This is a genomic window from Paenibacillus amylolyticus (assembly GCF_047302515.1).
In the GTDB taxonomy this organism is placed as follows: domain Bacteria; phylum Bacillota; class Bacilli; order Paenibacillales; family Paenibacillaceae; genus Paenibacillus; species Paenibacillus amylolyticus_G.
The window spans coordinates 7,024,625-7,032,512 of record NZ_CP168019.1 but is presented as its reverse complement, the minus strand read 5'-3'; the positions used below and the strand labels follow the sequence as shown (position 1 = coordinate 7,032,512).

The 7,888-nt window shown below is 45.2% G+C and carries 8 protein-coding genes; 1 reads left to right on the top strand and 7 read right to left on the bottom strand.

Translation table 11 applies throughout. From position 1 onward, the window contains the following. Nucleotides 1–303: 303 nt before the first annotated feature. Nucleotides 304–1,182: a nucleotidyltransferase-like protein gene (locus ACDJ59_RS30775; RefSeq protein WP_342357537.1), complete on the bottom strand. Its 879-nt coding sequence runs from the start codon at nt 1,180–1,182 to the stop codon at nt 304–306. A 122-nt stretch (nt 1,183–1,304) separates the two neighbouring features. Here ACDJ59_RS30775 and ACDJ59_RS30770 point away from each other — a divergent pair, with 122 nt between their 5' ends. Further along, nucleotides 1,305–1,685: a DUF2614 family zinc ribbon-containing protein gene (locus ACDJ59_RS30770; RefSeq protein ID WP_017692307.1), complete on the top strand. Its 381-nt coding sequence runs from the start codon at nt 1,305–1,307 to the stop codon at nt 1,683–1,685. Between the two features lie 262 nt (nt 1,686–1,947). Here the strand turns inward: ACDJ59_RS30770 and ACDJ59_RS30765 are convergent, their stop codons facing one another. The 6 genes from ACDJ59_RS30765 to ACDJ59_RS30740 form a co-directional block, all read right to left on the bottom strand. Next, nucleotides 1,948–3,678, bottom strand: coding sequence for a glycosyl hydrolase family 18 protein (locus tag ACDJ59_RS30765; protein WP_413407224.1), 1,731 nt, complete (start codon nt 3,676–3,678; stop codon nt 1,948–1,950). A 141-nt stretch (nt 3,679–3,819) separates the two neighbouring features. After that, the gene (gene perR / locus ACDJ59_RS30760) at nt 3,820–4,242 is read right to left on the bottom strand and encodes a peroxide-responsive transcriptional repressor PerR (protein WP_026081471.1); all 423 of its coding nucleotides are present in this window, start codon (nt 4,240–4,242) and stop codon (nt 3,820–3,822) included. Nucleotides 4,243–4,409: 167 nt separating this feature from the next. After that, nucleotides 4,410–5,819: a DUF4097 family beta strand repeat-containing protein gene (locus ACDJ59_RS30755; RefSeq protein WP_413407223.1), complete on the bottom strand. Its 1,410-nt coding sequence runs from the start codon at nt 5,817–5,819 to the stop codon at nt 4,410–4,412. A gap of 26 nt (nt 5,820–5,845) precedes the next feature. Further along, entirely contained in the window at nt 5,846–6,439 is a 594-nt protein-coding gene (locus tag ACDJ59_RS30750; protein ID WP_413407222.1) for a hypothetical protein, read from the bottom strand. 146 nt (nt 6,440–6,585) lie between these two features. Continuing rightward, nucleotides 6,586–7,296, bottom strand: a complete 711-nt coding sequence (locus ACDJ59_RS30745; RefSeq protein ID WP_017692302.1) for an MgtC/SapB family protein — start codon at nt 7,294–7,296, stop codon at nt 6,586–6,588. A 32-nt stretch (nt 7,297–7,328) separates the two neighbouring features. Then, nucleotides 7,329–7,793: a GNAT family N-acetyltransferase gene (locus tag ACDJ59_RS30740; protein ID WP_036607041.1), complete on the bottom strand. Its 465-nt coding sequence runs from the start codon at nt 7,791–7,793 to the stop codon at nt 7,329–7,331. Between the last annotated feature and the right edge of the window lie 95 nt (nt 7,794–7,888).

Below are 7,888 nucleotides of genomic sequence, written 5' to 3'. Positions count from 1 at the left end.
ACACGATTTGTTTCACTTCTTTTTTCGTCTCAACCAAGTTTCGGCGGCGACTTAAATAATGTAACACATTTCGTTTGTTTTCGTCAAGAACTTTTTTTGATTTCTTTTTTTAAGCTTTAGTTTTTAACCTTTCCTCTGAAGAATTTATCGTTTGTTGGCGATAATCTCGTTTGAGGAACGAAATATAATGTATCATATATCGTGAATGAGAGTCAACATCTTTTTATAAATTATTAAACAAACAAAAAAGGAAGGTTTCCCCTCCCTTATGTGATCAATATAATGTCAGGCCTCTGGAGAAGGTTATGCCTCAATCCAATACCGAATTTCCCGGCCCTCTCCTCCGATTGATGGCCATCCTGCCGATTCTTTTACAATAGAACGAAAGACCAGCTTACGTATTACCAAAGGCAGATCTTCTCGAACAAATCTTAACTGCGGATGATGAACAAGTTCATTCATGCTCCACGGCTCCTTGCGACTTCTTAACACACGCAGCAGCAGTTCTGAGCATTCACTCATCTTGGACATTACGGAAAACTCACAGGCAAGCAGGACAAGCTCTACTCGCTGCTCCAGCGTCTCCGAGCTTACGGTAAGCTCTTGATATAGTTTCCATAAAGCGCGATCCAGATTCTGCACATGTGTCCAGACGGCATGATCCGGGTATATCCCCTGTTCAATCAATACAATTCTTGCCCAGTTCCCCAGAGCCTCTAATACATTGTAGTAGGCGTCTACAACATGACCTTCCTGAATATGACGTTTGGCCTCCACATACATTCTCAAGAAACTGGTGAATTCATGAAGCAGCTTCTGCTCACGCAATTCTGCCCCAAAGGTAGACAGTTCTTCTCGCAAATCACTTAAGGTGCTGTCCGCTTCCCAGATAATCTCACCTTCAATCAGACACTGGGTGAGATTATTATGATTCCCGGTTACTACACTACTCTTTAATTCATGACGGCTCGCATAGATCATCTGATAACGAAGATCACCATATCTGTAATGTCCCACTGCCGACTTCAATTGATCATCATTATGAACAACAAGTACTAATAATTCGAAATCTTGAATTAGGGAGCCGTGGAATCGCTCTCCCGGGTGGGAATAAGCGATAGCCCCAACTGCCCCTGTCTTTTCCGACTGTTCGGACAAAAAAGCAAGGTTCTTTAATTCCACGATTCCCTCCATACATTTCATGGCAGATAAGCGCCAAGTCAGTTATAATGTAATTCTACATCCAGACTGAAGTTTCCTTCTTTTCCAGGTCCAATACTACTCATACGATAGGAGCATTTTTCATGATTTTTAAATCAGCAAAAATTAATGCTTTTCGCACTTGGGGATTACTACTGACCATGCTAGGTATGGGCCTAATGATACTGGGAACAGCCGGGATTGTTTTCTGGGGACATGCAGGCAAGGTATTCGCAGCTGTAGGACTCGTCATCGGCCTGATTGCCATGATGGCCAGTCTAGCCATTTATTTCTGGGCGGGTATGCTCTCCACCAGTGCAGTACAAGTCGACTGTCCGGAATGCGGGAAGTTAACCAAAATGCTTGGCAAAACGGATCGTTGTATGTTCTGTCATACCATCCTCACCCTGGACCCTAATAAGGCCAACATGACCAGTCAACAACTGAAAGCGCCTTCTACACAAGCTCCTCCCACCGATGGTTAGCACAAAATGGTCTCCAACCGCTAAATGTCTTTTACCTTAATTTCATTGAAGAACAAAAAAGGCCCGGTATGTTTACCGGACCTTTTTGGACTTGGCTTATAAGTGAGCCCTTTTTGCTGTTATCAATAGCTAAAATATGAAGTTAAGTTATAAGTTCTACGACCAATAAAACGGTAGACTGCACGTATGATGGTACCCAAGGGGAAACTTTGAGCTTAGCGAAAATAAATTAAAGCAATCAGACACTCTGAGTTCGAGTAAATTATTTCTGGTAACCAGCCTGCTTTAATACCTCCCATGCAGAGGCATTAGCAAAACTCCGATTCCATGCTGCTACTCCGCCCAGCTTCAACGAAGCAATCAAATCCACCCGCGCCTGAAGGGACACGGCATCTTCGATCCATATTTTCTTGGTAGCTCCGTCTTCCTTATATTCCACATAGTTCTGTCCACTTGCCTGATCCAGTTCAGGTTTGAGTTTCTTCTCTTGGATCAGCTCCACAATGGCATTCATGCCCACCGCTTTGGAAGACACTTTAACCTCACCCTGATCATTCGTCTCTTCCGTCCATATCCGGGTATAGAGCGGAACCGCCATGATCAACTTGTTAGAAGGGACTTCATCCTCCTCAAGTATGCGTCTCATGGAAGCCTCGGTCCAAGGCAGAGATGCTACCGAACCTGCCTTGGGACTGGCCGCCCAATGTTCATCATAAGCCATCACAATAACATAGTCTGCAAAAGAACCTAATGCACGGCGATCCAGAAAGGCAGACCACATCTCACTGTTCGATTTTGGTGTTACATCGATTGATAACATCAATCCATGTATACGAGCCATCGCCTTGATCTCGCGCACAAACTGCGTAATATTCGGCCCGTCATCTGTATACACGTTCTCAAAGTCGATGTTGATACCATCCAGTTGATACGTCTGTGCATACTCTAACATCTGCTCAATAATATGAGTGCGTGTCTCGTAAGAAGCTACAGCTTCTTTTGTAACGTCCGGATCAAAGCTGTTATCCATGAGTCCCCATACTTCCATACCCGAACGGTGAGCCCAGTTCACATAAGCTTGGTTTCCCTTGCTTTTCACAGTGCCCTGTCCATCCGTAATATGAAACCATGTAGGGCTGACCACATTCACACCTGGCATTTTACCGATAGAGCCCACATCAGGCTGACGATTGTACACGGCTTCCCAAACCAGATTTACTGGTTTATTCTGCCATTTCTTCTCTGCTGCAGTCAGCGTATACTTGGGCAAGTCCACCTTCTTTTTCTCGGTGAGGATAATATAATCATTATCTACATATCCCGCATATCCATTATCGAGCTGAACAAAACTCTGTTCATCCCCCGTCTGCCATACACGTACCCTTGCATCCTTTTCCATATCGGCAATGATTGGTGAGGATTCTCCCCCACGTTTATATAACGGCACAGTCTTGTCCGCTTTGGATGATAACGTATCAATCTCTGCATACTGTATCATGTCCCCTCCACGCATCAGCAGCACAGCACCTGTTACTGAATCTTCCTGTACGGTTATGCCATATACTTCTTTCAAAGGTTTGAGCGGAATATAGGCTTCTCCGTCCTTAACCTCAGGCTTAACTGTCATGGGATAATCTTTGTGATTAAGTTCTGCTTGTGTGCTTCCATCTTTCATATGAAGGACTCGCTGAGGAGAGGCAATAATGATATCTCCCGATTCTGATTCATAACGTATGCCTGCATCAATTGCTTCTTGCAGCACATCTACAGGCAACTTGAGTTGATCTCCTGTACCCAGAGCGTCTCCATCCATCAGTTGCCCATCTACAAAAATAGGCTGGCTTCTTCCTACCCAGTCGGGGTCTTCATGGGTCTGGTTCAACCATACATTCGTTATAAGCCAGTAAGCCCCCCCGGCGATCAGACAAGCCCCGAGAAAACCGGGCCAAAATGAACGTCGCTTCTGACGTGTATATCTGCTTTTTCTACCCAAACGTCTACCTCCGTTAATTATGCTGATCATAAGGATGTGCGCATAAGTTGTTATAAAGATGAGCATTTTGCATAAATGCTAAAAAAAAAACGTGAAGAATCCATACTGAATTCTGCACGTTAATATTGTAATTCAACTCTCTTAATCCCTGCAACTTTTGCAAACGCCATATACTTCCAATCGGTGACCGTGTACTTCGAATCCTGTACTAGACTCCGCCTGAAGCTCAACACTTTTGAGTGAAGGATAGCTGAAGTCTTCAATCTTGCCGCATTGATCACAGATAACATGATAATGATCCGTCACATTGGCATCGAAGCGACTTGAATTATCTCCGTATGTCAATTCCCGGACCATGCCAGCTTCCAGAAACATCTTCAAATTATTATATACCGTTGCCACGCTCATACTGGGAAATTGGGGTTCAAGGGCTCGGTAAATTTCATCGGCTGTCGGATGCCCCATGGATTCCATCAGATAGTTCAATATGGCATGACGCTGGGGTGTAATACGGACACCGGTCGTTTTCAGATGCTCCAACGCATGTTGGACACGTGTTGCCATAAAACCCACCGCCTTACCTTTCATTCTCTGGTGAAGAGTAAAATACTGTCTCCTCGCTCAGAGTTGATTCCCGGCCATTAAGAACGACAATCCATCTTTCATGCCGTGTAATCTTGCCAGTGTACATTTATTGTACGGCGATTACAAGTTTATTGTCAACGCGGCAGTCAAGGAACCTCTGTAGAATCCTGCTGGGAATTTGGTCCGTCCTCGGTAGTCTGTTCCAGATTCTCAGCCGTATCTTCAGAATCAGGTGTAACTGTTTCAGGCGTAGATACAGCCGGGTTGCTCTGAATGGTGAGATCACTGTTGCCTTCAATTTTCACCCTGTACTCGCCCTCACCGAGCTGGCCTTCTATGGTTTTATTCTTTACTTTGAAAGGCAGATCCGTACTTAGATCTCCATAACTGCTGGAACCCGCAAGACTGTAGTCTCCACGATCAGGAAGTAATACGTTAATGGCTCCCACCGCACTGTACACATCCCAGTCCCCTCCGACTTTGGTAGATACAATGTTAATACTGCCATTAAGCGATTGGGCTTTGATTCCCAGATTGGCTCCATCCAGCGTAATATTACCGTTGCGTGTCTCTGCGATGAATTCACCAACGGAGTCCGCAATACTGATACTTCCCACTTGTGTAGCAAGATCTACATCGCCGGAAATACCGCGAGCCTTCATGTCTCCACGGTTACTGTCCAGATCGACATTACCAATGGCGTTGGCTACAATGACATCCCCGTTCAACGTTTTCCCGGAGATATCTCCAACAGCATTGGTAATCCGGATACGTCCGTTACCCGTTTCGGCCAGTATGGTACTAATGGCTTCCGGACGGTTTAATAATATGGCTCCATTGGAAGTTCGAATATCCAGATTAAAACGACGATCATCCGGGATCGTAATGGTAAGATTCATACGTGGCTGCGTTTTTTCATTGTCTCCATACGTCTTGCCTGTAGCTTTGATATAAATTACTTTTGTACCATCGGCCTCTACAAAAGAGGCTGCTGCAACGGCCTTTGCCTGTACTTCCGTCGTCTGATCTACCCAGATCACCGTTCGTACTTCAATCTCATCCGTATCTCCGCGTTGTACCGAGATATCTCCGTTAACACCTTCGACCACAAGATCTGACGTATCCATGCGAACAGGTACACGAATCGTGCCCTTATCCTCCATGTATCCTGCCGCTTGACTGTAGTCCATGGATGCCGCTCCGAGATTTAGACTCACTCTATTCCACAAGTGCATGTAGTGATCCTGCTCGGTGACGATAAATACGGAAGCTGCCAAAATCAATGAGGTTAGAATGCCTTTGGCATCGGGTCTGAAACGTACTTTGATTTGCTCATCAGGATTGCTAGGGTTATCCGATTGCACCTTGTTTCTTCTGCGTGTCCACAGGAACAGCACAATATATTCAACACCTAAAACAACGAGCAAAAATGGCCACCAATCCACCATCTCATACACATAGTCAGTTCCCCACCGTTTATCCAAAATCAACAGCACACCGACCGCTATGATTAAGGCGGCAGCCGTATAGCGGCCAACCCGGACTTTACGGTTCATCACGTTCCCTCCTTGTATCGTTTCCACTACATTTTTTTCTTGTTCAACATCACCCAGAACTCACGACCAAACAGAAGCAAACCGCCTACGATCATGAGAACCGCAAATGAATATCCGCCGTACATGGCGAGAAGCTCTTGAAACCAACGTGGTTTGCGGAAAAACAGCACCATCAAAGACCCTCCCACAATCAGAAGTAATCCAAACGATATGCCTCTCTCCCAGACCATCATTGCATCTCGTGTAGAACGTTCATTGGATATCGGCTTGTCCGAAGTTGCCTGGGTTACGGCTCTACGTCTGCGCATCATGACCCAATCTGCAGATTGCAACACATCATATACATTGTAAAAGTAAATAACCGGAATACACAAAGCCAGCAAGATGAGCAATGGCACATTGAACTGTATACCAATAGATGAGAAGTACAACACTGCTGACAGATCAAGCAAAACAAGCAGCATAAAGGTCAAACCCCTCATGTACAATCTCAGATAAATATGACCCAGACCAGGAATAATGGCACTCAGTAATCCCGCAATAAACTTGTGAGTCCGATTTCTGACCGGTTTGGTCTGAACTGTACGAGTCTTTTGGTTCAATTGACGTCTCCGTTTCATAACATACTCCTCTCTTCTGATCTGACCTTCCGCTCTTCATGCATTTGGTTAGATAGTACCCTAAAGAGCAAGGAGAGTAACTGGAAGAAATATGGATATGACCAAAAACCCTCCGGCACTACTGGCCTGGGGAGGGTTGTAATTCATTATTCGATCGACACCTTGGTAACGTGTTCCCATTGTCTTAACTTGGATACCAAGCCTACCGTTTGGAAATCATGCGGTACCTGAACATGTAACACAATCTCAATTTTACGTTCAACCGACACCATCTCTGCATAAGCCAAGTCTTGTTCATTCACGGTAATTTTACGAATTTTGATCTTCTCCTGCTCCATACATGAAGACAGTTGTTCGAGAAAACCGGGTTCTGACAAGGTATGAAGTGTAACAACATGTAGTTTGTTCCCTCGTAGATACCTTAGCTCTAATTTGTTAAATACCCAGAGATTAAGCAATACCAGAACGGTGGATACGATAGAGGCAAAAAAGAATCCCGCACCTGCTGCGAGCCCAATGGCTGCAACAACCCAGATTGAGGCAGCTGTAGTCAGTCCGGTAATGGATTTTCCCGTGAAGAGAATTGTCCCTGCTCCCAGGAATCCGACACCAGTAATTACAGCAGTAGCCAGACGGGCTGGATCAATCCTTACATTTAATTCATTAGCAAAATCTTTAAAGCCATAAACAGACAACATCATAATCAGTGCAGAGCCAAGACATACCAGGATATGGGTACGCAAACCGGCAGCATGATTGGACCGTTCCCGCTCCAGGCCTACGAGCCCTCCAAGCAGCATAGCCAGCAATAATCGTAATAAAATGTGCCACTCATCAATGAACCAGGGATCGCCCAAAGTCGGTATTCCTCCTCAAGTTGTTAATATTATTAAAGTTTATTCTTGTGAAAAGTCGTTAATTCCACTCCAGGTGCAATCTGTGTGACCTCCACGGGATTAAAACCAAATTTGGTGTACAGATTCACTGCGGGTTGATTCAACGTTCCTGTGGAGACGATATAACGCGGAAGATCCGCATGCTGTTCCAACACATACGTCATCAAAGATGCCGCAATTCCCTTGCGAAAGTGATCCGGGTGCACCATCATTCGTGTAATGGTCAGTGTATTCTCCTCTTCCTCCGCTACAGCGACAGCCCCGATAAGCTCTCCGTCATCATGGATACAACCATAAAAACTCTCTCCACAATCCCGAAGTGTCTCCATCGTATCCATCAAAGGAGGGATCTCCTGAAATCCGATGATTTCGGCTTCCAATCGATAGGCCACATGTTGTAGTCTCCATAACTGTCCCAACGTCTCCAGATCACTCAGTGACAATGGTTGAATGTTCATATCCGTTCCCCCGTCCGAAATACATTTGTATCTATCAATACCAAAAAGAGGCTGTCACAGGGACGAGCCTCTTTCTGTCCGGCCTCACCGGAAGG